Annotated in this window: 20 protein-coding genes; 13 read left to right on the forward strand and 7 right to left on the reverse strand. The window is 57.7% G+C overall.

Annotated features, from left to right (window positions below):
• Positions 1–3: 3 nt before the first annotated feature.
• Entirely contained in the window at positions 4–624 is a 621-nt protein-coding gene (locus tag I9182_RS08815) for a pyridoxamine 5'-phosphate oxidase family protein (RefSeq protein ID WP_209597989.1), read from the forward strand.
• A 48-nt stretch (positions 625–672) separates the two neighbouring features.
• Positions 673–831 carry a hypothetical protein gene (locus I9182_RS08820; RefSeq protein ID WP_209597990.1) on the forward strand — a complete coding sequence of 53 codons (159 nt, stop codon included), beginning with the start codon at positions 673–675 and terminating at the stop codon, positions 829–831.
• Between the two features lie 13 nt (positions 832–844).
• Here I9182_RS08820 and I9182_RS08825 read toward each other — a convergent pair whose 3' ends face one another.
• Complete coding sequence (locus I9182_RS08825; RefSeq protein ID WP_209597991.1) at positions 845–1507, reverse strand: TetR/AcrR family transcriptional regulator; 663 nt, start codon at positions 1505–1507, stop codon at positions 845–847.
• Between the two features lie 65 nt (positions 1508–1572).
• Here I9182_RS08825 and I9182_RS08830 point away from each other — a divergent pair, with 65 nt between their 5' ends.
• The 8 genes from I9182_RS08830 to I9182_RS08865 all read left to right on the forward strand — a co-directional run bounded on the left by I9182_RS08830 (position 1573) and on the right by I9182_RS08865 (position 12559).
• Positions 1573–2889: an NAD(P)-binding domain-containing protein gene (locus tag I9182_RS08830; protein ID WP_209597992.1), complete on the forward strand. Its 1317-nt coding sequence runs from the start codon at positions 1573–1575 to the stop codon at positions 2887–2889.
• Entirely contained in the window at positions 2886–3788 is a 903-nt protein-coding gene (locus I9182_RS08835) for a bile acid:sodium symporter family protein (RefSeq protein WP_209504705.1), read from the forward strand. The genes I9182_RS08830 and I9182_RS08835 overlap by 4 nt, the downstream gene beginning before the upstream one ends.
• Entirely contained in the window at positions 3725–4717 is a 993-nt protein-coding gene (locus I9182_RS08840; protein ID WP_245222552.1) for an SDR family oxidoreductase, read from the forward strand. Before I9182_RS08835 ends, I9182_RS08840 begins: the two co-directional genes overlap by 64 nt.
• Positions 4714–5478: an SDR family NAD(P)-dependent oxidoreductase gene (locus I9182_RS08845; RefSeq protein WP_209597993.1), complete on the forward strand. Its 765-nt coding sequence runs from the start codon at positions 4714–4716 to the stop codon at positions 5476–5478. The genes I9182_RS08840 and I9182_RS08845 overlap by 4 nt, the downstream gene beginning before the upstream one ends.
• A gap of 79 nt (positions 5479–5557) precedes the next feature.
• Positions 5558–8026 (forward strand): heavy metal translocating P-type ATPase, encoded by a 2469-nt coding sequence (locus I9182_RS08850; RefSeq protein ID WP_209597994.1) that lies wholly within the window; start codon positions 5558–5560, stop codon positions 8024–8026.
• A complete protein-coding gene (gene cueR / locus I9182_RS08855; RefSeq protein ID WP_209504709.1) occupies positions 8023–8412 on the forward strand; it encodes a Cu(I)-responsive transcriptional regulator in 390 nt (129 codons plus the stop codon). The genes I9182_RS08850 and cueR overlap by 4 nt, the downstream gene beginning before the upstream one ends.
• A 59-nt stretch (positions 8413–8471) precedes the next feature.
• Positions 8472–9386, forward strand: coding sequence for an NAD(P)-dependent oxidoreductase (locus tag I9182_RS08860; RefSeq protein ID WP_280922668.1), 915 nt, complete (start codon positions 8472–8474; stop codon positions 9384–9386).
• Positions 9387–9493: 107 nt separating this feature from the next.
• Positions 9494–12559 carry an aminotransferase class III-fold pyridoxal phosphate-dependent enzyme gene (locus tag I9182_RS08865; protein ID WP_209597996.1) on the forward strand — a complete coding sequence of 1022 codons (3066 nt, stop codon included), beginning with the start codon at positions 9494–9496 and terminating at the stop codon, positions 12557–12559.
• A gap of 49 nt (positions 12560–12608) precedes the next feature.
• Here I9182_RS08865 and I9182_RS08870 read toward each other — a convergent pair whose 3' ends face one another.
• Both I9182_RS08870 and I9182_RS08875 read right to left on the reverse strand, forming a co-directional pair.
• Positions 12609–13085: a hypothetical protein gene (locus I9182_RS08870; protein ID WP_209597997.1), complete on the reverse strand. Its 477-nt coding sequence runs from the start codon at positions 13083–13085 to the stop codon at positions 12609–12611.
• On the reverse strand, positions 13082–13249 hold the full coding sequence (locus I9182_RS08875; protein WP_209504713.1) for a hemin uptake protein HemP: 168 nt from the start codon (positions 13247–13249) through the stop codon (positions 13082–13084). Before I9182_RS08875 ends, I9182_RS08870 begins: the two co-directional genes overlap by 4 nt.
• Before the next feature lie 217 nt (positions 13250–13466).
• Here I9182_RS08875 and gph point away from each other — a divergent pair, with 217 nt between their 5' ends.
• Together gph and I9182_RS08885 are read left to right on the forward strand one after the other, a co-directional pair.
• Positions 13467–14126, forward strand: coding sequence for a phosphoglycolate phosphatase (gene gph, locus I9182_RS08880; protein WP_209504933.1), 660 nt, complete (start codon positions 13467–13469; stop codon positions 14124–14126).
• A 327-nt stretch (positions 14127–14453) separates the two neighbouring features.
• Positions 14454–16157 carry a SulP family inorganic anion transporter gene (locus tag I9182_RS08885; RefSeq protein WP_209597998.1) on the forward strand — a complete coding sequence of 568 codons (1704 nt, stop codon included), beginning with the start codon at positions 14454–14456 and terminating at the stop codon, positions 16155–16157.
• Between the two features lie 5 nt (positions 16158–16162).
• On the opposite strand, the gene dld is transcribed toward I9182_RS08885, so the two are convergent.
• The 4 genes from dld to I9182_RS08905 all read right to left on the reverse strand — a co-directional run bounded on the left by dld (position 16163) and on the right by I9182_RS08905 (position 22258).
• A complete protein-coding gene (gene dld / locus I9182_RS08890) occupies positions 16163–17842 on the reverse strand; it encodes a D-lactate dehydrogenase (protein ID WP_209504715.1) in 1680 nt (559 codons plus the stop codon).
• Between the two features lie 18 nt (positions 17843–17860).
• Positions 17861–19012 carry an alpha-hydroxy acid oxidase gene (locus tag I9182_RS08895; protein ID WP_209504716.1) on the reverse strand — a complete coding sequence of 384 codons (1152 nt, stop codon included), beginning with the start codon at positions 19010–19012 and terminating at the stop codon, positions 17861–17863.
• Positions 19013–19024: 12 nt separating this feature from the next.
• Positions 19025–21088: a TRAP transporter large permease subunit gene (locus I9182_RS08900; RefSeq protein ID WP_209597999.1), complete on the reverse strand. Its 2064-nt coding sequence runs from the start codon at positions 21086–21088 to the stop codon at positions 19025–19027.
• 120 nt (positions 21089–21208) lie between these two features.
• Positions 21209–22258 (reverse strand): TRAP transporter substrate-binding protein, encoded by a 1050-nt coding sequence (locus tag I9182_RS08905; protein ID WP_209504718.1) that lies wholly within the window; start codon positions 22256–22258, stop codon positions 21209–21211.
• 334 nt (positions 22259–22592) lie between these two features.
• On the opposite strand from I9182_RS08905, the gene I9182_RS08910 reads away from it, so the two are divergent.
• Entirely contained in the window at positions 22593–23366 is a 774-nt protein-coding gene (locus tag I9182_RS08910; protein WP_209504719.1) for a FadR/GntR family transcriptional regulator, read from the forward strand.
• Positions 23367–23377: the final 11 nt, after the last annotated feature.

Below are 23377 nucleotides of genomic sequence, written 5' to 3' on the forward strand. Positions count from 1 at the left end.
ACCGTGCCGCGTGCGTTTTCCGAACTGACCTTCACCCCCACCGTCCGTGCCCATCAGGAGCGGATGGGATCGGCAAAAACCTATGCCAAATTCATTGAAGGTGGCCCGCAACAGGGCCATCTGATCGGCGAGCCGGAAAATCAGTTCATACAGGCGCGTGACGGGTTTTATCAATCCTCGGTGTCTGAAACAGGCTGGCCATATGTACAGTATCGCGGCGGGCCGATTGGGTTTCTGAAAGTACTGGGGCCGCAAACCATCGGATATGCCGATTTTTCGGGCAACAAACAGTATATCTCGCGCGGGAATCTGGACGGCAACGATCGGGTCGCGATGATCCTGATGGATTATGCCAATCAACGCCGTTTGAAGATCCTGGGGCGTGTCGAGTTCACGGAAGGTCAAGCAGCGGCAGCCAGCTTGTATCCAGAAGGTTCCGAGGCCCCTGCAGAACGGGCTGCAATCATACGTGTTGAGGCGCTTGACTGGAACTGCCCGCGCCACATCACATCGCGTTTCACCGAAGCCGAACTGCGCCCGCATCTGAACAGTCTGGGCCAGCAAATGGCGCAGTTGCAGGCCGAAAATGAAAGGCTGAAACAAGAGCTATCAAAGCTCTCGTGACGCGCAAGACACCGCAAATATTGTTAAGTAAAAACAGGGAATAAGCCAATGGTTCGTTCGGTCTTTCAGCTTTCTGCGGCCTGCCTTGCCGGAGCAGCACTGATCCTTATGATCATGATGTTCGGTTTTTTTGCCTCACCCAGCGCCGTCCGAACGTCACCACCTTCTGTGTTCAGCACCATCCTGTTCAACCATTTGCAGCAATAGCAATGCCGCGCGTTCAACCGCGACTGGCCTGAACCATCGCTTCGATACCGGCTGCACAAAAATCGATCAGGCGTTCCACCTCTGACACTCCGCCGCCGTGCGACAGGGCCCCGACCCGCCAGCCACTGTTGAGATGCGCCAGCATTGCCGAAACTGAATAGACCTGGCCGCTGGCCAGCAGCGCAGGGTCAACATCCGGATAAAGCGCAGCGATTTCGTCGATAAAAAGCCGGGCGGTCGGGTCGAAACACTCAGCCGCGATATCGCGCCAGCGGGGATCGACCGAGACATGCGCCACAAGGCGCCCATACGCCATCCATCCCGAACCGCCTGTTTCTGCCAGTTCCACGTAAGGCCGGATAAAACTGTCCAGAATGCTGCGCAATGTCAGCGGGCCCGCTTTTCTTGCCTTGGCCAGCGCATCGGTTCTGATTTGTGCCAGCTTGCCCGCACGACGTTCGATCGCTCGAAAAAACAGCTCCTCCTTGCTGCCGCCGTGGTGATGAACAAGGCCAACCTGAACGCCTGCAAGCGCAGCGATATCGCGGATTGACGCGCCTTCGAATCCGCGTTCGGCAAAGACGGATTCGGCCGCATTCATGATCCGCGCTTTGGTTTCCAAAGACCGCTTGGACGGTGCCCTTTGTCTTGGTTTTTCTACGTTTTTCAGCGTCATGAAATTCATCTTGCCTTATTTTGGACGATCGTTCAATTTAAACCTCACGAACTTTGGGAGGGTTCATGACAGAAACGCGCGACGCATTCGCCCTGATCGGGGCGGGGCCAATGGGTTTGGCCGCGGCCAAGGTGCTGAAAGAACAAGGGATCGCATTTCAGGGGTTTGAATTGCATTCGGATGTGGGCGGTCTGTGGGACATCGATGCCCCAAGATCAACCATGTACGAGTCGGCGCACCTGATCTCGTCCAAGCGCATGACCGAATTTGCGGATTTCCCCATGGATGACGCGGTTGCCGAGTACCCCTCGCACCGGGCGATGCGTGACTATTTCCGCGCATTTGCAGATCGTTTTGAGTTGCGTGATAATTTCAAGTTCAACGCGGAAGTCACTCAGATCACTCCGCTGGGCAATCCGGGTGACGGTTGGCGCGTGAGCTGGCGGGATGAGGATGGCGACCATCAGGCCGAGTATGCCGGCGTACTCATTGCGAACGGCACCCTGTCGGAACCGAATGTACCCAGCTTTCCGGGTACGTTTGACGGCGAGTTGATCCATGCCTCGCAATATCGGTACCCAAGCCAATTCGACGGCAAGCGTGTGCTGGTCGTGGGCGCAGGCAATTCCGGCTGCGACATCGCAGTCGACGCCATCCATCACGCGAAACGCTGCGATCTGTCGATGCGGCGCGGGTATTATTTTGTCCCGAAATATGTCTTTGGCAAACCCGCTGACACAATGGGCGGAAAGATCCGTCTGCCGATGTGGCTGAAGCGTAAGGTCGACAGCCTGATCCTTGGCTGGTTTGTCGGTGATCCGCAGAAATACGGCTTTCCCAAACCGGATTACAAGCTGTACGAAAGTCACCCCGTGGTGAATTCACTGGTTCTGTATCACGCAGGTCATGGCGATCTGAGCATTCGCCCGGATATCGACCGGCTGGAAGGCCACACCGTTCATTTCAAGGATGGCTCCTGCGACGACTATGACATGATCCTCGCCGCGACCGGATACAAACTGCACTACCCGTTTATCGACAAGGACCTGCTGAACTGGCGCGGCGATGCCCCGCATCTGTATCTGAACACGATACATCCCGAACGGGACGATCTGTTCGTGCTGGGCATGGTCGAGGCCACGGGCCTGGGCTGGCAAGGCAGGCACGAGCAGGCCGAGATGGTGGCGCGCTACATCAAGGGGCTTCGACACGGCTGCCCCGTGGCAGCCGATCTGCACGAAGAAAAGCAAAAAGACTATACGCGCGCCACCGGAGGTATGAACTATATCGACCTGCCCCGCATGGCCTATTACGTGGACAAGAATACCTACAGAAAGGCTGTCACCGGCTGGATCGACCGGCTGCGGAAGGCCGCCGCATGATTGGTATTGACCAGATCACACTGAATTTCAGTCCGGCGTCTCTGACGCTGTTGAATGCTATTCTGGCAATCGTGATGTTCTCGATTGCCATCGACCTGACGCCTCGGGATTTTGACCGGTTAAGGCGCGCACCCAAACCTGTGATTGTCGGATTGTTTTCACAACTCGTCGTCCTGCCAGCACTGACCTTTGTGATGGTGTGGATTGCAGCACCGCAACCATCAATTGCGCTTGGCCTGATCCTTGTGGCGGCTTGCCCAGGGGGCAATATCTCGAACTTCATTACCCACCGCGCGGGCGGAAATGCAGCGCTTTCGGTGTCGATGACAGCCTTCGCCACCATCTGTGCGATCTTTATGACACCTTTCAATATTGCGCTTTGGGGCGGGCTTTACCAACCAACCCGCGCAATCCTGCAACAGACCCAGATCGACCCAATGCAGATCGCGATCCTGGTCGGTCTGATGCTGATCCTGCCGTTGGTTCTGGGAATTACGCTGAATCAACGCCTCCCCGCCTTGACGGCACGTTTACGCGCACCGCTGCAACTTCTGTCGATGGGTATCTTTGCTGGGTTTATCGTACTTGCTCTGGCTGCCAACTGGGGGTTTTTCCTTGGGTTTGCCGGGGCTGTTGCCGGGCTTGTGATCCTTCACAACGCCCTGGCGCTGGGGGGCGGTTGGGTTGTGGCCACTCTGACCCGGCTGTCCCCCTTTGATCGCCGCGCCATCACCATTGAGACAGGAATTCAGAACTCCGGACTTGGGCTCGTCCTGATCTTTGCATTCTTCAACGGTCTGGGCGGCATGGCCGTGGTCGCTGCATTCTGGGGAGTATGGCACGCTATCTCGGGCCTGGCTTTGGCGTCGGTCATGGCGCGAACCGAGGCTGCGCGATGACCCGCATCCTGATAACCGGCGCTGCCGGGATGGTCGGGCAAGCGCTGTTACCCGAACTTGTGGGGCACAAGGTCTTTGCAACCGATTTGAAACGCCCGGATAACCTGCCGGAAGACGTCTCATTTTTGACCATGGATGTTACAACCGACGCTCCTGCACGTGTGATTGGCAATGTGAAACCGGATGTGATCGTGCATCTGGCTTCTGTCGTGACGCCGCCACCGAAGATGGGGCGCGCGACAGCCTATGCTGTCGATGTCGAAGGCACGCGCAATGTGGTGAATGCCGCTATCGCAAACGGGGTGCGCAGATTGGTCGTTACGTCTTCCGGTGCCGCTTATGGATATCATGCAGACAGTCCTGTGCCGTTGCGCGAAGACGACCCATTGCGCGGCAACCCCGAGTTTCCCTATTCAGATCACAAGCGTCAGGTCGAAGAGATTTTGGCCGAAGCCCGCAGTACCGCCCCGGATCTTGAGCAGGTTGTTCTGCGCGTTGGAACGGTTCTGGGGGCTGGAACCGAAAACCAGATCACCGCCCTGTTTCGCAAACCCCGTTTGCTGGCGGTGTCCGGCAGCGAAAGCCCGTTTGTCTTTATCTGGACCCAGGATCTGGCACGCATCCTTCAGCGCGCAGCAACCGACGGGCCAGCCGGGATATACAACGTCGCCGGTGACGGAACGATGGGCGTGACCGACTTGGCCTACGCTATGGGAAAACCGGTTCTGCGTCTGCCCGCATGGGTGCTGAAAGCGGCCCTAGCCCTGGCGCGCCCACTGGGTTTATCTCGCTATGGGCCGGAACAGGTACGGTTCCTTCAATATCGGCCAGTTCTGGATAATTCCGCCCTGAAATCTGAATTCGGCTATGTGCCCGAAAAATCCAGCGCCGAGGTTTTTGCGCTCTGGCAACGGCAGGCCGGGTTATGAAGACCGCGGTCATCTCTGGCGGTGCGGGCGGTTTGGGACAAGCTTTGAGCCGTGCACTGCAAGCCCATGGGTGGCGGGTGGTGCTGTTGGACCTTGATGTGTCCGGTCTGCAAACAGAACCGAACCAACTGCCAATTGCTTGTGATCTGACTGACCCCGAACAGCTTGCCAACGCGGCTCAAAGGGCGATCACGTCAAGCGACAGTATTGATCTGGTCATCTACAACGCCGGGATTACTCAAATTCGGGGGTTTGATCAGGCTGACGCGGCCAGTCACCGTGCATTGTTCGAAGTCAACTATTTCGCAGCCGTTGAAATGGCCCGCGTATTCTTGCAGCCTCTCCGCGCGTCAAAGGGAACGCATCTGGCTATCTCGTCGGTGGCTGGTTTCGCTCCGCTCTGCCATCGCACGGCTTATGCTGCCTCGAAACACGCGCTTGAGGGTTTTTTCAAATCGCTTCGATCCGAAGAAAAGCCACATGGCGTTCAGGTTCAGATTGCAGCGCCGTCTTTTGTGGCCACCAACCCCGGCAACGCAATGGAGCAACCCGATGGAACCGCGCGCCCCGGATCGGCCAAGGACGGAATGGACGAAATGAGCCCCGAGAGTGCCGCCATGGCGATCCTGCGCGGACTGGACAAATCGCAGCCCATGATCCCGGTCGGTCGCGTTGCACACATATCGTGGTGGCTCAACCGACTGTCACCACGCCTGTATCAGCGCTTAATGGAGCGTAACATGCGCGGGCCGGGATCGTAGAATTTTGCCGCGACCCCCTTGACCTTCCTGTCACTGGAACCCCCATCTGGAGGGCAGAAAACCACTTGGGATGAGTCGCATGGCGCAAGAAGCACTGACGGAACTGAAAATCACCGGCATGGGATGCGCATCCTGTGTGGGCCGTGTCGAGGCTGCACTGCGTGATGTGTCTGGTGTTGATGCGGCCTCGGTCAATTTCGCGACCAAAACAGCGCAGGTGGCATTTGACGGGCCGGTCTCGGCACTGACAGCGGCGCTGGATGCAGCTGGCTATCCGGCTGAAACAAGTCATGCAGATCTGAGCATCGAGGGCATGAACTGCGCATCCTGCGTTGGCAAGATCGAGCGCGCGTTGGCATCCACCGCTGGTGTGATCGAAGCACAGGTCAATCTGGCAACTCGAACGGCCACGGTAACTTATGCTATAGCGGCAACTACACCCGAGGCGCTGGCTCAGGTTGTTACCGAAATTGGATACCCCGCGCGTATCCAAGGCGTTGCGGAACCAGAAAGCCGGGAAAACGATGAAATTCAGCGGCTGGTCCGTTCCACAATACTGGCAGCGGCACTAGCCCTGCCCGTATTCATTCTTGAGATGGGCGGGCACATGATCCCCGTCTTCCACCATTGGATACAGGCGACCATTGGAACGCAGACGAGCCATCTGATTCAGTTTGCCCTGACCTCGGCTTTGCTGATCGGACCGGGCCGAGTGTTTTACCGCAAAGGTATCCCGTCGCTGTTGCAGGGCACGCCGGACATGAACGCGTTGGTAGCGCTTGGGACCGGCGCGGCTTATCTGTACTCGGTCACGGCCACATTCGCGCCCGGCCTGCTGCCGCAAGGTACAGCCAATGTCTATTTCGAAGCGGCCGCGGTGATCGTGGTTCTGATCCTTCTCGGCCGGCTGATGGAGGCGCGTGCCAAAGGCAAAACAGGGGCTGCGATCCGAAAACTGGTGGGTCTGCAACCAAAAACCGCGCGGGTCGAACTGGACGGACAGATACAGGACCGGCCAATCGCCGAAATCGTTGTCGGAGATATCCTGCACATCCGCCCCGGCGAGCGTGTGCCGGTAGATGCCGAAGTGCTTGAAGGCACCTCTTACGTCGATGAAAGCATGATCACGGGCGAACCAGTGCCTGTTGGCAAGTCGGCAGGCGCGCCTGTTGTCGGTGGTACTGTCAATGGCACCGGCGCATTACGGGTAAGCGCCACCCGCGTCGGCGGCGACACGGCTCTGGCACAGATCATTCGTATGGTGCAGCAGGCGCAGGGCGCGAAGCTGCCGATCCAGGGCCTGGTGGATCGGATCACCTATCGCTTTGTTCCTGCGGTCATCGCTGTTGCGGTGATCACTGTCGCGCTCTGGCTGATCTTCGGCCCCAGCCCGGCCCTTCCCCTGGCGCTTGTCGCGGGTGTTTCAGTTCTGATCATCGCCTGCCCCTGCGCCATGGGGCTGGCGACCCCAACTTCGATCATGGTGGGTACCGGACGTGCGGCAGAACTGGGGGTGTTGTTCCGCAAGGGTGATGCGTTGCAACAGCTTCAGCAGGCGCGCGTCATCGCGTTGGACAAGACCGGAACCCTGACGCTGGGACGCCCCGAACTGGACAGCGTGACAACGGCGAAGGGGTTTGACCGGGAGGAGGTTCTGCGACTGGCCGCAGCCCTTGAGGCGCGGTCGGAACACCCGATCGCATCCGCCATCACCCGCGCGGGGCCCGCGACACTGCCAGAGGCATCGGATGTCCGTTCGCTTACCGGGCTTGGCCTGCAAGGGTTGGTCGAAGGCCGCGACGTGTTGATCGGGTCGCACCGACTGATGCAGCAGCGTGGGATCACCCTTGGAGCCCTGGCGGATGAGGCCGAAGCCCGTGCCGCCCAAGGGGCAACCCCTCTGTTCGTCGCTCTGGATGGGCAGACGGCGGCCACGTTGTCCGTTTCCGACCCGATCAAGCCCGGCACAGTGGAGGGGCTGCAACGGTTGCACCAGATGGGTTTGACCGTGGCCATGATCACCGGTGACAACGCGCGCACGGCGCAGGCTCTGGCCGACCGGCTGGGGATTGATCATGTCACTGCCGAGGTACTTCCCGATGGCAAGGTAGACGCAATCACGGCCTTGCGGGACCGGTTCGGAGTGCTGGCCTTTGTCGGTGACGGGATCAACGACGCCCCCGCTCTGGCGGCGGCTGATATCGGCATCGCCATCGGAACCGGCACGGATGTAGCCATCGAAACAGCCGACGTTGTCCTCATGTCTGGTGATCTGCGTGGCGTCGCAAATGCGACCGAGATCAGTCGCCGGACAATGAAGAATATTCGCCAGAATTTGGGCTGGGCCTTTGGATACAATGTCCTTCTGATACCGGTGGCTGCCGGTGCGCTGTACCCGTTTGGCGGCTATCTGCTGTCCCCTGCACTGGCAGCTGGCGCAATGGCACTGTCGAGCGTTTTTGTGGTCTCAAACGCGCTGCGCCTGCGCCGTATTCGCGCCAGCGTGCCGGAAACATCAGGCAAGGCCACCAAAGAGGTGCACGCATGAACATCGGAGATGTTTCCGCCCGCACCGGCCTGCCCGCCAAGACGATCCGGTATTATGAGGACATCAACCTGATCAAACCGATGCGCGACGACAATGGCTATCGCCGGTTTCGCGACCAGGACGTACATAAGCTGAATTTTCTGGGCCGCGCCCGGGCGCTTGGGTTCACCATCGAGGATTGCCGGACCCTGCTGGCGCTCTACGAAGATGAAACCCGTGCCAGTGCCGACGTGAAACAAGTTGCACGCGACCATCTTGTTCAGATCGAAACCAAGATTGCAGACCTGAACGCCATGCGCGATACGCTAAGCCACCTGATCGACGCCTGCGCCGGGGACGACCGGCCCGATTGCCCAATCCTGCGGGATCTGGGTGGGAAAGGCTGACTTGGGGTTGCCCTTTGGGCGCAGCTTTGCTTTGTCTTCGCCAGAGATTTTGGTCAGGCCTGTTTCGCGGAAGCCGACCGAACAGCGGAGAGGATCACAAAATGGCAAAAGTCGCGTTCCTTGGCCTTGGTGTCATGGGCTATCCCATGGCCGGACATCTGCAAGCCGCAGGCCATGACGTCACCGTTTACAACCGTACGACCACCAAGGCCGAGGCCTGGGTCGCGCAGCATGGCGGCGCGATGGCAGCCACTCCGAAAGACGCCGTAAAGGATGCTGAGTTTGTCATGGCCTGCGTCGGCAATGACGACGACTTGCGCATGGTTTGCACCGGTGAGGATGGCGCGTTTCAGGGAATGTCCAACGGGGCCATTTTTGTTGACCACACGACGGTTTCAGCAAAGGTCACACGCGAGCTTTACGCTGCTGGCCTATCTCAGGGTATCGCTTTTGTGGACGCCCCGGTTTCGGGCGGTCAGGCAGGCGCTGAAAACGGCGTTCTCTCAATTATGTGTGGCGGCGACCAGACAGCTTATGATGCGGCTGAGCCGGTTATGAACGTCTATTCCAAAATCTGCCGTCGCCTCGGAGCCAGCGGCGCGGGCCAGATGACCAAGATGTGCAACCAGATCGCGATTGCCGGTCTGGTTCAGGGTCTCAGTGAAGCATTGCACTTTGCCGAAAAAGCGGGCTTAGACGGAAAGGCTGTTGTTGAGGTGATCAGCCAGGGTGCGGCAGGCAGCTGGCAGATGGCAAACCGGTATGAAACCATGCTGAATGATCAATTCGAACATGGCTTTGCTGTCGACTGGATGCGCAAGGATCTGGGGATTTGTCTGGATACCGCCAATGAGACCGGTGCGTCTCTGCCGGTGACCGCTCTGGTCGATCAGTTCTACAAGGACGTGCAGAAACTGGGCGGCGGGCGATGGGATACCTCATCGCTGTTCAAACGTTTGCGTGCCTTGGATTGAGGGGTCAGGGGGCTGTCTGCCCCCTCTTGTCCCTTTGGGCCAATTCACCCCCGAGGATATTTTCGGCCAGATGAAGAGGGTCCCGGATGAGCGGGACGGAGAAAGACATGAGCGACTTGGTGAACTTCTGGGCGGACGCGCTGCGCCAAAACTGGGGGCTGGACGCACGGTTGACCCGGCTGGATGGCGAATATGATCTGAACTTTCTGGCGCAGGCCACAAATGGCCAAGACTATGTGCTGAAAGTCATGCGCGCGGGGTGCGAAGCGGGTCTGGTAGATCTTCAGATCGAAGCGCTTGCGCATATCGCCTCGGAAGCACCGGGGTTGCCGTTTCCCAAGGTATTCCCGTCGTTGAACGGCGCGACGCTGCCGGAAATTTCCGATTCCGATGGGAAGTTACGGCTGGTGTGGTTGCTGGAACGCCTGCCTGGACGCTGTTATGCAAAAGCGAACCCGAAATCCGAAGAACTGATCCTGAAATTGGGTCGTGTTCTGGGCGCAACGGATCGCGCGCTGGAGGGGTTTCAACATGAAGCTTTGCACCGCCCCGATTTCAAATGGGACCTGACGCAAGCGGGTTGGATCAGTGACAAGCTGGGTGCCATCAGCGATCCCACACGTCAGGCGTTGCTTCGGGATATCTGCAACGGGTTCGTGGCGATCGCGGATAGGCTGGGGCGCCTGCCGCAACAGGCCATTCACAACGACGCCAATGACTATAACATCCTGGTTGAAGGCGAATTGGGTGAGCGGAAGCAGGTTTCCGGCCTGATTGATCTGGGTGACATGTGTGCAGCACCGCGCGTCTGCGATCTTGCAATCGCCGGAGCCTATGTCGTTTTGGATCATGCCAGACCCGAGCGGGCATTAACTGCTCTCGTGCGGGGATACCATGCCGCAAACCGGCTGCAAGCCGAGGAGATCGACCTGATCTGGCCTCTGCTGCGGATGCGACTGGCAGTATCTGTCCTCAACTCAACCCTGATGGCGGTCGAAAACCCGGACGACCCATATGTGACAATCTCGCAGGCACCGGCGTGGCGGTTTCTTGAGAATGCATCCGTCAATGGCGGACTGATGTCTGCGCGTCTTCGGGCTGCGTGCGGGCTGCCGGTCGTGGACGGCGCAGAACGCATCCATGCGTATCTGCAAGAACATCGCGGACGGTTTTCCCAGATGTTCGATCAGGACCTAAACGATACTCCGATGGGTTCATTGTCAGTCGAGAATTGCGTGTGGCCTCAGAACCCTTTCCACATGCCATTGGCCGAGGCCGCACGTGTTGGCGAAGAATACGGTGAGGGGCTGTGGCTGGGCTATTACAACGAACCTCGCCTGATCTATGCCGAACCGGGGTTTCGCAAAGGGCCTTGGAAAGCCTCAGATCGGCGAACAGTGCATCTGGCGGTGGATGTGTTTGCACCCGCCGGGACGGTGCTGCACGCGCCAATGAGCGGGCGGGTCGAGGTGATCGAGAACCGAGATCGACACCTCGATTACGGCGGGGTGATTATCCTGCACCATGAAACTCCCGAGGGCGAACCGTTCTATACACTCTACGGTCATCTGGACCCGGAATGCTGTGACCGGTTGAAACCCGGTGATCCGGTGGCACAGGGGGCGGCGTTCGCCCGGTTGGGCGACGCCAGCCAGAATGGCGGATGGGCCCCGCATGTGCATTTCCAGCTGGCGCTGACAACCAATGGCATGGAGGCGGATTGGCCCGGTGTCGGCGACCCGGATGAGATGGAGCTATGGCACGCGGTCTGCCCGAACCCGGCGGCCTTACTGAACCTGCCGGATGACAAGGTGCTTTACCAACCCACCGACAAGCAGGCGATCCTGCAAGGCCGCCGCGATCACTTTGGCGGCAACCTGTCACTGACTTATGATGACCCTGTCATGCTGGTACGCGGGTGGAAACATCACCTGATTGACGAATGGGGCCGCCCCTATCTGGACGCCTATAACAACGTCCCGCACGTAGGTCATGCGCATCCGCGTATTCAGGCCGTGGCAGCGGACCAGTTGAAGCGGATGAACTCGAATACACGGTACCTGCATCCGGCACAGACAGCTTTTGCCGACAAGATCCTGTCTAAACTGCCCGATCACTTCGAGGTCTGTTTCTTCGTCAATTCCGGAACTGAAGCCAACGAACTGGCCCTGCGGCTTGCCCGCGCCCATACCGGGGCCAAAGGGATCGTGACGCCAGACCATGGCTATCACGGCAATACGAATGCGGCTGTGGCGATCTCGGCCTACAAGTTCAACAAACCGGGCGGCATCGGGAAAGCCGACTGGGTTGAACTGGTTGAGGTTGCTGATGACTATCGCGGGTCATTCAAGCGTGACGATGCGGATCGGGCGCAGAAATTTGCTGATCTTGTGGACCCGGCCATTGCGGCTTTGCAGGACCGGGGTCAGGGTCTGGCCGGGTTCATCGCCGAAACTTTCCCGTCTGTCGGTGGACAGATTATTCCGCCCAAGGGCTACCTGCCTGCGGTTTATGAAAAAATCCGCGCCGCCGGGGGTGTCTGCATTGCAGATGAGGTACAGACCGGTCTGGGTCGCCTGGGTGAATATTACTTTGGCTTTGAGCATCAAGGCGCGCTTCCCGATATCGTGGTGATGGGTAAACCCATTGGTAACGGGCACCCTCTGGGCGTTTTGGTTACGACGCGGGCGATTGCCGACAGCTTTAACAACGGGATCGAGTTCTTCTCGACCTTTGGCGGATCGACTCTGTCTTGCCGGATCGGCAAGGAAGTATTGGACATCGTCGATGACGAAGGCCTGCAGGACAATGCCCGCCTGATGGGTGAGCGCCTGATGGCGGGGCTGCGCCGGATCGAAGGCGACTTTGGTTGCGTTGGCGACGTGCGGGGTATGGGACTGTTTCTGGGTGTTGAGCTGATCAATCCTGACGGAAGCGAAGGCAGCGAAATTTGCAGCTATGTCAAAAACCGGATGCGCGATCACCGTATTCTGATCGGCAGCGAGGGACCAAAGGACAACATTCTGAAAATCCGCCCCCCGCTGACGATTGAGGCCGAGGATGTGGACATGATCCTGTGGGCCCTAAGGGACGTGCTGTCCGAGATCGGTGACTTCACCCCTGCCCCGGTTTGCGATCACGACCATCACCACGCGGGATGTGGGTGCTGCTGAAGGATAAACCCCGGTGCATTGCCGGGGTTTGACCGACCCGCAAGCACAGTCAATGCAAAACGGCAGAGAGGGTATCGTGGCCTGTTGTCGGAACCCCATTTCCCGTTGTCATACGCCGGAGCGTCAGGCCCAGTTCCTCCGACAAGGATGCCAGAGCAGGCGCAAAATCCGGGCGCACGATCAGTGACGCCATCATCATCGCGTCTTCGCGTGCCCCTTCGGATGCGGCGGCAACCATTTGGGCAAAACAATTCTCATCCGCGCCCAGACATGCACAACCCATACCGTGCCTGATTAACGGGCGTCGACAGTGCGTTGCGCAAAGAGAACACAGACGATCCAGCGTCAGCATGGCGGCACGCCCATAATCTGATCCCAGCGCTATGCAAAAATCGCTCGCAACTTCAGCGCGACCACTTTCGCCCTGGCTCCACATCCGCAGATACATCACCGCACCCGCTTCGACTGGATCAAGGTCCGCCAGACGGCCGACCGCGGCACCGCCGCGCATTGAATGCGCGCTCATTTCGTCAGGATCAGTTTACCTGCTCGGGTGATGCGCAGGGTATACAATTGGTCGCCCAACTCGATATGGGCCAGGTGGCCACCCTTGGTCAAATCCTCGGCCTTGTGCGCAGGCAGCATCGAGACAGCATAACCTTGGGTTGGGGTCGGGTTCTGTACGTTCATCGGGGCGTCTCCAGAGCGAGTGGGTATGGTGCCATACCTGTTGCGTTTCGTTTTATCTGGCTGACCCGAGAGGGCTGGCTTCCTGTTTCTGACATTAAATCTGATTATTTTAGTAAGGAATGTCAAGCGCTGTTTCAAATCAGGCGTCATTGAGCCGATTGCGCCCCTGAAAACGACGAGATAAGACTTGAGACAGGTATTGAAAGGCAAGCAAAACGTGACCGCAGCAGTTGTTTTTGATCTGGATGGAACGTTGGTCGACAGCGTCGGGGACCTGGCAGCAGCGGCCAATAAAACGCTGAATGGCGTCGGTCACGATCCTGTACCCGTTGATGTGATCAGAGGGTTTGTTGGCAATGGCCTTCCCAAACTGGTCGAGCGTTTGATGCGACACTGTGATTTGCCCATGGACCGCCACACGGAACTGACGCAACAGACACTGAAACACTACAATGCGGCGGTCAGTGCAACGACAATGCCTTATCCCGGGGTTCTGGAGGCCCTGGAAACACTGAAACAGATGGGGTGCGTTCTTGGTATCTGCACCAACAAACCCGAAGCACCCGCACGTCACGTGCTGGAGGCGCTCAACCTATCCCGGTTCTTCGACGTTGTTTTCGGCGGTGATACATTGCCAATTCGCAAACCGGATCCGGGCCACCTGCTGGAAAGCTTCAAAGCACTTGGGACCTCGGACACACGCTTGTATGTCGGCGACAGCGAGGTCGACGCAGAAACAGCTGTAAACGCCAAGATACCGTTTCTGCTGTTCACGGAAGGGTACCGCAAAACCCCGGTGGCCAATATACCGCACACCGTTGCTTACAGTGCGTCTGAAACACTGCCGACACTCGTGGCCAAATTGATCCAAAACTAAGTACGTTCACACGATGTCAGTTTTCAAACGAGTGATTTGGGCCTTCGCGACCCCCTAAAAGTTAAGAGGGGCCGGCCGAGGGGGTGTGACCAGCCCCTCATCGGGGAAAGTATATACCGTGTTTGTGTGTGGTAAGTACGGTAGGTCATGTTTACCCCTGATCGGCAGTTTGCGAAATTGGGGGATTCCCGTAGTTCGGCGAAAATAACTTAAAAACTGGGAAAAACAGCAAATCAGGCCACCCAATTTACCTGTGATAATTTGCTTATAAGATAGCCTGACGGTTCGAACATTCGGTTCGCTGGTTGAATGGGTATAGGGTAACCCATGGAAAAACAGGACAGAAATCAGAGAGCGGCGCGTCTGCAAATCCTGCAGGGCATTCTGCCTGTTGACCGCGCGCGCCTTCCGGCGGAAATGCTGGCTGGTCTGAGTTTTGCCTGCCTCGCGATCCCTGAAGTCATGGGTTACACCAAAATCGCCGGCACTCCGGTCATGTCCGGGCTGTATACGATCCTGATTCCCATGGCTCTGTTTGCGCTGTTCGGATCGTCCCGACACCTTGTTGTCGGCGCCGATTCGGCAACAGCGGCAATCACCGCCTCGGGGCTGGCGGGCTTGGCGGTGTCTGGAACTTCCGAGTATCTGGCACTGGCGTCCTTGCTGGCGCTTATGGCTGGCATGCTTTTGATTGCTGCGCGTGTCATCGGGCTGGGGTTTCTTGCCGATTTTCTGTCCAGAACGGTTTTGGTCGGCTTTCTGACCGGCGTGGGCATTCAGGTTGCAACGGGTCAAATCCCTGGATTGTTGGGGATCGAATCCGCTGGGCACGGAACACTTGCCAGGTTAAAGGACCTCTATCTCAACATATCCAACGTCAACTGGCCGACCGTGATCGTCTCATCAGCCGTGTTGGGCACCGTCTTAGGTTGCGCAAGGTTGTCACACAAGATTCCTGGGCCATTGGTCGCCATAGTCGGGGTAGTCCTGTGCAGTTGGGCCTTTTCATTCGACACTTCCGGAATTTCAGTATTGGGAGAGATTTCCGGCGGCTTGCCCTCGTTCTCGATCCCGGACGTGCAGTGGAACTGGGTCCTGTTCAAACAACTGCTACCCACGGCCCTGTCCATCTTCGTAGTTATTCTGGCACAAAGCGCCGCCACATCACGGGCATACGCCTCAAAATATAACGAGACGTTCAATGAGAATACCGATCTGATCGGACTGGGTCTTGCGAATTTCGGAGCGGCCTTCACGGGGACATTCGTGGTCAATGGCAGCCCAACAAAGACCGAGATGGTCGCCAGCGCCGGAGGGCGCAGCCAGGTGGCCCAACTAACAACAGTGGCAATAGTCCTGTTGGTTATCCTGTTCCTGACCAAGCCTTTAGCCTTTCTGCCCACAGCAGCATTGTCGGCCATCGTTTTCCTGATCGGTCTCAAGCTGATCGACCTGCATGGAATGACAACAATTTACAGGCAGGCCCGGTCTGAATTCTGGGTTGCCACGGCAACCGCCACCGTGGTCGTTCTGGTTGGGGTCGAGCAAGGCGTCGTTTTTGCCATGGTCTTGTCTTTGGTCGACCACACGCGCCGGGGATACCACCCAAAGAATTCGGTCGTATTGCGCACCGGGTCCGGTGGCTGGCGTTCAAAGGGGTTGGAAGCACCAAACCAGTTCGAGCCCGGTCTGGTAATCTATCGGTTTTCCCACGGTATGTACTACGCGAACATGCAAATATTTACAGAAGAAGTCACAACAATCGTTCAGAACGCAGACGGAAAACTGACATGGTTCTGCATCGACGCCTCGGCAATTGATGTTGTCGATTTCACAGCCGGGTTCACTTTGCGCAATATAATCAGCTTCCTACGAACCAAGGAGATACGGCTGGTTTTCACGCTGGTCGAGCCAGATGTGAAAGCCGAGCTGGATCGCTACGGTGTCACCGAACTGGTTGGCGAAACTGCGTTCTATGAAAACGGCAAGGCTCTGCTGGATGCATATCACACGCGCCCAAGTCCCATGTGACATAGTCACCGGTAGTTTCGCGCCTTGGACATCTTCCCGATCCCCGGATTGAAAGAGTTGGTTGGATCACAGCATTTGTAATGCGCTGCCAAATCGGGTTTGGCTTTGTACAGGTGGCCCACATTGTGTTCGGCAGGATATTCCGCACCGCGCTGGTCAAAAAGGGTCAGCATTGCCGCCTTCAGCGCCTTCGGGTCAGCCCCTTTTTTGACGATATAGTCCTGATGCATGACATGGCACATGAAGTGCCCGTAATAGAGTTTATGAACCAGTTGGTCTTCGATCTCGGGTGGCAACCGTTCAAGCCAGTCCTGATCATTGCGGCGCAGCGCCACGTCGAGCGCGATAATATCTTCTACATCGCTTGCATGGATCGCCATGTAGCGCACGGCTGCGCCTGCCGCCGCGAAACGGTGAAGCCCCGCGATCTTGGTCTCGCGTCTGTCGCATTCAAAGAAATCCGCATCTCGGTCTTTGCAAAAGTCGGGCAACCATTCAGCGGCCTCGGCGATACCCTCTTCCTTCATCTTCAGGGTCAAATGGTGTTCATACCTGTCGCGGAATGCGACCATCCTTCTGGGAAGAACGCGCGGCCAGAATGCCACGGCCATCTGCATGAAACGATCGGTGAAATTTTGCAGGAACGGAATACGACGCAATCGCGCATCAACCGCGCCCTTGATTGCAAAGAACATCGGCAGGCGATCAGTGCCAAATTTGTCGATCATTACGACGGTGTCCTTGCCGTAGCGCGCCGTGATGTCAAACACCTCGCGCTGCATGTATTCGGCCGAGACAGGAAGCGATTTGAACTCGGACAGGACATACCGACGCAAGACGGTCAGATCATCAGGGCTGTTTGTCCCGATGTAGAACACCCTTTCATCTTTGTTCTTCGGGAAAGTATCAAGCCGAACGGCGAAAACGGCCAGCTTCCCCGCCGAGCCGGCAGATTCGAAAAGCCTTGCTTTGTCCGCGTTGAACCGCGCGGGTGTTTCCGCATCCACATCCCGCACAATCTGCGCGTAATCGCTGGACGAAGCGCGTTTGTTTGTGGCACCCGGATCGCGTTCGAATTTACCTGCATCGAGGTTGGCAAGTATCTCTTCAGGCGTTTCGCCCAGATCGATGCCGAGGTGGTTGACCAGTTCCAAATCGCCATGTTCGGTGATCTGAGCATAGACGGATAGTTCCGTGTAAACTGGTCCGCGCTCGACCAAAGACCCGCCGGAATTGTTGCACACCCCACCCACGATCGACGCGCCGATACAGGATGACCCGATCACCGAATGCGGTTCTCGCCCCAGCGGGGCCAGCAGTTTCTCAAGCGCGAACAGCGTGGCCCCCGGAAAGCTGATGATTTGTTCTCCGCCATTAAGCGGCACCAACGCGTCCATCCGGCGCGTATTAATCAGAACCACGTCACGGTCATAAGTGCCGGACGGCGTAGACCCTTCGGTCAATCCGGTATTTGCGGCCTGCATAATGACGATCTTGTCGGCCGCCACGCAGGCTTGCAGGACCTTCCATTGCTCCAGTAGTGTCCCAGGCTGAATGACGCACAGCGCCTCACCCTCGCCCGAGCGGAAACCACGCCGAAACCGCTCGGTTGCACGTTCGCCGGTCAGGACATGTCGCGACCCGACGATGGCACGGAAGTGTTTGATCAGATCCTCATTGGTCATGTTGCGGCCTTAAGGAAGTTAAGTGTTGCGAAAGCGAATATTCTTGCGGCTGAGCTGGTCAACACTGGTTGCGCCCATCAGCTTCATGTCGCGCTCGATCTCGGCGCGCATCAGCCCAAGGGCCCGTTCGACCCCAGCCTGCCCCGCGGCAGCCAGAGGATACAAGTAGTGCCGACCAATACCCACTGCCTTGGCCCCGATCGACAGCGCCTTGAGCACATGGGTGCCACGCTGAATGCCACTGTCCATCATCACGTCCAGCTTGTCGCCAACGGCATCGACAATCTCGGCAAGTTGATCGAACGGCGTGCGCGATCCGTCCAGTTGGCGGCCACCGTGATTCGACAGGATGATGCCGGTGCAACCGACCTCAGCCGCGCGTTTGGCATCTTCGACGGTCATGATCCCCTTCAGACAGAACTGACCATCCCAGTCGCGCACCATCTGCGCCACGTCATCCCAGTTCATCGACGGATCGAGCATATCAGTGAAATACCCGCCGATCGAACTGGGCCCACCGCCCATATCCACATGTTCCTCCAGCTGAGGCAGCCGGAACTTTTCATGGGTGACATAGTTGATTCCCCACATCGGCTTGATCGCAAACTGTATCATGCCGCCCAGCGTCAACCGGAAAGGGATCGAGAACCCCGTGCGCAGATCACGCTCGCGGTTGCCGCCGGTGATGCTGTCGACGGTCAGCATCATGACCTCGACACCCGCCTCTTTGGCGCGCTGCATCATGGCGGCGTTCAACCCGCGATCCTTGTGAAAGTAGAATTGATAGACCTGCGGGTTATTGTGTTTCCGGCGCAGCTCCTCCAGCGACACGGTCCCCAGAGAGGATACGCCGAACATGGTGCCGTATTTCTCTGCCGCTGCCGCGACGGCGCGCTCACCCTGATGGTGGAACAGGCGCTGCAGCGCGGTGGGCGAGCAATAGACCGGCATGTCCAACTTTTGCCCCATGACGGTGACGGACATGTCCACGTTCTTCACCCCACGCAGCACCGATGGCAACAAGTCACAGCGGTCAAACGCGCTGGTATTTTGCCGGTACGTCACCTCATCATCCGCGCCACCGTCAATGTAGTTGAAGATCGGCCCCGGCAGCCGCTGCTTAGCCAGCCGCCGGAAATCATGGAAGTTGTGACATTGGCTCAGACGCATGACCAAAACCCCTTAATAAGCGACTGACGGCAGCCAGGTGGCCAGTGTCGGCCAGAGGAAAACCAGCGCGAGTCCGGTCAATTGCAGCAGGACAAAGGGAATGATGCCCTTGTAGATATGCGTCAGTTTAATCTCGGGTGGGCAAACACCTTTAAGATAGAACAAGGCAAAGCCAACGGGCGGCGTCAGGAAGCTGGTTTGCAGCGTCACAGCAACAAGGATCACGAACCACACCAGCGCCGGTTCGTCCAGCACTCCAAAGCCGGGAATGTCGACGCCCAGACCGTTCACGATGGGACGCATCAGCGGCAGTACAATCAGTGTGATCTCGATCCAGTCCAGTACGAAGCCCAGCAGGAAGACGATGAACAGGATGAACAGGATGGTGCCGTTCGCACCAAATCCGGTGGACTGCACCACATGTTCGATCAACTCGTCGCCACCCAGCTCGCGCAGGACATAGGAAAACACAGTCGCGCCGAGGAAGATCGCAAAGATATACGCAGTGGTGTTGAAGGTCGAAACAAGCACGTTCCAAAGCTTGGCGAAGGTCAGCTTGCGATAACCAAGCGCCAGCAGCGTCGCACCCAGCGCGCCAATGCCGGACGCTTCGGTCGGCGTGGTCAGACCGGCGAAGATCGAACCCAAAACGGCAAGGATCAGCATCAGCGTCGGAATGACGGCGATCATAACGTCTTTGACTGCGGCCCAGTCGGGGGCTTTTGCGCCTTCGGGCACGGGGGCTGCGTCGCGTTTCACCAGTGCAAGGACGAAGATATAGGCCAGGTAAAGCATGCCGATGATCACACCGGGAAAGACAGCCGCCATGAACAAATCGCCCACAGAAAGAGCCATCTGGTCGGCCATGATCACCAGCATGATCGACGGCGGGATCAGGATGCCCAGCGTCCCTGACGCCGACACGACACCCGCCGCCAACGTCGGCTGGTATTTCTGCTGCATCATCGACGGCAGCGACAGCACGCCCAGCAGAACAACAGAGGCACCAATGATGCCGGTCGAGGCCGCCAGAATGATCCCGATCAGGGTCACGGTGATGGCCAGACCTCCGCGCACCGTCCCGAACAGGCGCTGCATCGAGGACATCAAACGCTCGGCCACACCGGATTCGTCCAGCATCAGCCCCATGAAGATGAACATCGGCAGGGCAACCAGAACCGCGTTGGACATGGTCGCGTAGACCCGGTTCACCACCGCGCCCAAGGTCAGGTAATCAAGCCCGGTAAATGTACTCTCCAACCCTGTCCAAAGCATCAGATCGTTGTCGAACAGATAGGCCAGACCGCAATAAGCTACGCCGACACCGGCCAGAACCCAGGCCACCGGGTAACCGGTGAACAAAAGCGCGATGAAGGTAAGGAACATCGCGATGACCAGCTTTTCCTCGGTCGTCTCGACCAGGAAGGTCAGGCCAACGCAGACGGCGGCGAATACCGCCAGCACCAGAAGAATACGGCGCAGCGGAGCGCCTTCACGTTCCGAGGCCGGCCCGTGGATCAGCGCGTGCCCGTCGTGGATCAACCGTGCCAACGCGGCCAGCGCCAACAGTACAAAGCTGATCGGAATGATAGCCTTGAAGGCCCAACGCGCAGGCAGGCCAGTTGGGCTGTCTGAACGTTCGCTGACGCGGAAGCTTTCGTAGAAATAGTCATACCCCTGATCGACCATCAGATAGATGAACGGGGTCAGCAGGGTCAGGATGCCGATGACTTCAATTATCCGCTGCGCGCGGCGCGAAAGCTGCATATGCAGGACGTCCACACGCACATGGCTGTCGGTGATCAAGGCATACGAGATGCCGATCATCGTGACGATTCCATAGAAATGCCACTGGATCTCATCCAGCTTGGGATAGTTCTGGCTGAACAGGTAACGCAGCGAGACCTGTGCAAAGATCGCGCCCATCAGCAGGACATTGGCCCACATGACCACATGACCCACCGCCTTGACCCCGGCGTCGATCGCAACGGCGACTTTCTGGCGGTCGGATTCGGGGTGTTCCAGGATGCCTTGATAGGCTTCGACCGGATCGTTGAGGTTGTTTTGGGTGGTCATGGTCATTCCTCGCTCAGCAACCCGGAATATGGGCAGTGAAAGGTTAGAAAGTCCGAAGATCGAAAAGCAGGGGCCGGAGCGGCGGATCGGGCCGCCCCGGTAAAGTCAGTGAGGGAGGGATTACTGACGTGGGAGGAAGGCGTTTGTCTTCCAGAGGTTATAGCCGTCACGGAACTCGTTCATGTCGGCCAAAACCTGTGCAAAAAAGGCATCATTGGCGGCCTCTTCTGCGGCAACCTCTTCCCAGGTCGCGCGGAAGGTATCCAGCATCTCAGGCGACCACTGCTTGATGGAAACACCGTTGTTCTCAATGTTGTCGATCAGGGCCGCGTGCTGGATGGCTTCGCCTTCGGCAAAGCTGTCCGCCATCGAAGCCTTGCAGGCGTTTTCGATGATCGCTTTGTGCTGGTCACTGGTCTCTGCCCAGACGTCCTTGTTGATCAGCAGTTCAAACACGGTCGCCTGCTGATGCCAGCCGGGGAAGTAATTGAACTTGACCAGCTTGTGGAAGCCCAGACGCGCGTCGATGGCAGGCATCGAAAACTCGGTCGCGTCAATCGCGCCTTTTTCCAAAGCGGGGAAGATCTCACCTCCTGGCAGCAGCGAGGTCGCCACACCCAGTTTCTGCATAACCTTGCCGCCCAGACCAAAGAAACGCATCTTCAACCCGTTCAGGTCTTCGGGCGAATTGATCTCGGTCGCGAACCAGCCCGAAGTTTCCGGCGCAATGATGGCGCAAGGCAGAACTTTTACGTTGTAGCCAGCCTGATCGTACATCTCCTGATACAGGGTCATGCCGTTGCCATAATAAAGCCATGCCATGTATTCGCCCGCCTCGGGGCCAAAAGGAACGGCCGAAAACAGCGGTGCGGCGGGGATTTTACCTGCCCAGTATCCAGCCGTGGTGTAGCCCGAGTTGATCTTCCCGGTGGATACGGCATCCAGAATTTCGAAGGGCGGCACCAGTTTTCCCGGCTCGTACACCTTCATCTTCAGCGTGCCGCCCGACATCAACTCCAGTTGATCAGCCACGCGAGGGATCGGCGAACCCAGGCCCGGCAGTTCGGTCGAAAAGGCAATCGGTGTTTTCAACAGCAGCTTGTCCGCCGCGACCGCGGGTGCCGCCAGCAGGCTGGCGGCCACAGCCAGGCTTGTCAGGGTCTTCTTCATGAAATCTCCTCCAGGGTTGGTCGGGTTTTCTCCGATCAGTGGCGCAGGCTCTTCCAGCGCCGCTCCGGTGGTAAACTAACTTTACCAATCAAAACCAGTCAATAACTTTATTTACCATTGGTGCCATCCGAAACTGGAAGCTCGCCTTCGACGAGCCCTGCAAAATCCCGATTCGACTGCCTACAAAACCAACAGATTTTCCAAAAATCATTCAGAAACAGACACGTAATTCACGTTCGGGAAGAACAGCCGCGCGCTTGAAATCTGAACGGATATGGTTATCTTTATTTACCAGTTATTCTGGTTATTTCAGCGTCACACGGGGCAGCATCTCATGAACACCACTGCGATTTTTGAACCGGTTGGACACGAATCGCTGGCTGATGCGGTGGTTTCACAGGTCGAGGACCTGATCGCTTCGGGCATCCTGAAACAGGGTCGGAAACTGCCCTCCGAGCGTGATCTGGCCGAGATGTTGCGCGTGTCGCGCCCGAAGCTGCGCGAGGCCCTTCAGGTGCTGGAAGAACGCGGTCTGGTCACAACGCAACACGGTGAGGGGACATTCGTCGCGGCCCTGACCGGACAAGCCATGATGCCCGCGCTTCTTGCTTTGTACGAACGCCATGAACCGGCTTTTTTCGACTATCTGGAGTATCGCCGCGAGCAGGAAGGGTTTGCGGCCCGCCTTGCCGCACGTCGCGCAACCAAGGCAGACAAGGAAAGGATTTCAGAAATCCTTGATGAAAACGAGCGCGCTTGGAAGGCGAATGATGCCAAGGCTTCGCAAGAAGCAGACTTTGCGTTGCATTCAGCGATTGTGGATGCCAGTCAGAATGCAACGTTGATTCATATCATGGCGTCGATTTACGAACTCACCCGCAAAGGCGTTTTCTACAATCGCGACTTCCTGCGAACAATTGATGGGACCGGCGAGAAGTTGTTGCAACAGCATCTCGAACTGGGACGCGCGGTAATCGAAGGCGACGAAACACGCGCCGAAAAAGCAGCGACGGGTCACATCGATTTTGTCGAAGAATCGTTCAGATTGGGGATCGAACAAAGACGGCGCGAAGCCATGGCCGAAAAGCGTCGAATAATGTCGCGGTAAGCACGGTGTCG

It is taken from the genome of Ruegeria sp. HKCCSP351, from assembly GCF_017872535.1.
Taxonomy (GTDB): Bacteria; Pseudomonadota; Alphaproteobacteria; order Rhodobacterales; family Rhodobacteraceae; genus Ruegeria.